The sequence below is a fragment of the Microcoleus sp. LAD1_D5 genome (assembly GCF_036702115.1).
Lineage (GTDB): Bacteria > Cyanobacteriota > Cyanobacteriia > Cyanobacteriales > Microcoleaceae > Microcoleus.
The window spans coordinates 1-1656 of sequence record NZ_JAUBSA010000173.1 but is presented as its reverse complement, the minus strand read 5'-3'; the positions used below and the strand labels follow the sequence as shown (position 1 = coordinate 1656).

Below are 1656 nucleotides of genomic sequence, written 5' to 3'. Positions count from 1 at the left end.
GGGCTTGCTGAATAAGCCTAAAACCCTTACCTCAAAAGACTTTGACTCGCGTTCGGCGTTGACAACGTGTAAGACTATGAGCTAAAATTAGTCAAAAGCTATGCACAGCAGCACTTTCGTTCATGTACCGAAAAGTTGACCCAACCCCAACCCCACCTTCCAACTTTGACCTTCACGGACAGGGGCAATTATCAGAGAATAATCGTTGGGTAATCATGGCAAAAATAATTCCGTGGTCAGAATTTGAAGATGAATATGCCGAAAATTTTACAGTATCTACAGGAGCGCCTGCCAAATCATTTAGAATGGCATTGGGGGCATTAATAATTAAAGAAAGGCTAGGAACCAGCGACAAAGAAACGCTAGAACAAATAAGAGAAAACCCATACCTACAATACTTTATAGGCATGACAACCTATAGTGATGCCACACCATTTGATTCATCCATGTTCGTTCATTTTAGGGAGAGAATAGGTGTCAACCTAGTCAATAAAATCAACGAAAAAATGGTCAAAGAGCAGACCGAAGTGCTAGGAGTTCTCGTCGAAAAAGAGTCATCAGAAATAAGTGAACCCAAAAATCAAGGAAAATTAATATTAGATGCCACCTGTACGCCAGCCGACATTAAATATCCGACCGACTTAGGATTATTAAATCAAGCAAGAGAACATACTGAAAAAATCATAGATGCTCTGCACAATCAAATTAAGTCACCCGTAAAAAAAAACCGAGGACATATCGAAACCGAGCCAGGAAAGAATACCTAACCATAGCAAAACAGCGAAAGCCACGACGAAAAGAAAGAAGAAAAGCAATTAAAAAACAACTGCAATACATCCAAAGAAATTTGGCGAATATAGAGGGAATGGGTGAGCTACAGTTACTGACTAAATCTCATTATAAAATGCTGTTAGTAGTGGCAGAAGTCTACCGTCAACAGTTGTCAATGTATGAAAAGAAAGAACATAGTATTTCCGACAGAATAGTAAGTTTAAAGCAACCACATATCCGCCCCATCGTCAGAGGGAAAGCCGGGAAATCCGTTGAATTTGGGGCAAAACTGTCAGCCAGTTGTCGAAATGGGTACGTATTTTTAGACCGAATTAGTTGGGATAACTTCAACGAATCAGGAGACCTTAAAAGACAAGTAGAAGCCTTTAAACAATTCACCGGATTTTACCCTGAATCAATTCATGTAGATCGGATATATCGAACACAAGAAAATAGAGCTTGGTGCAAAGAACTCGGCATAAGAATGAGCGGTGTCCGTCTAGGAAGACCTCCCAAAAATCTGAGCAAATTACTGAAAAAACAAGCTCAATCAGACGAGAGAATTCGTAACTTAATTGAAGGGAAATTTGGAGAAGCTAAAAGAAGATTTAGCCTCGGTAGAGTGATGGCTAAACTTGATAATACTTCTGAAACAAGCATCGCAATAACTTTTCTGGTGATGAATCTTTCTGCCCTGCTACGGCAGGCTTTTTGGCTTTTTTTCGGTCTATTTCATAACAAAAACCTTTTTTCATGTTTTTTGGCTTCAATCATTGGTAAAAGCTATGTTTCGCCAGAACACAATTGACAAAACTTATATTGCCGAGGAGAACTCGAATTCACTCATCTTTCTAAATGCTGTTTTCTCACTTTTTCAGCAAGCCC

Annotated in this window: 1 protein-coding gene; it reads left to right on the top strand. The window is 39.3% G+C overall.

What is annotated here, in order from left to right; translation table 11 throughout:
• Positions 1 to 122: 122 nt before the first annotated feature.
• Positions 123 to 1579, top strand: a protein-coding gene (locus tag QUA70_RS28380; RefSeq protein ID WP_445251688.1) for an IS5 family transposase whose coding sequence is annotated in 2 segments (ribosomal slippage) — positions 123 to 714 and positions 714 to 1579 — 1458 coding nt in all. Because the reading frame shifts where the segments join, the coding sequence is not laid out codon by codon here.
• Positions 1580 to 1656: the final 77 nt, after the last annotated feature.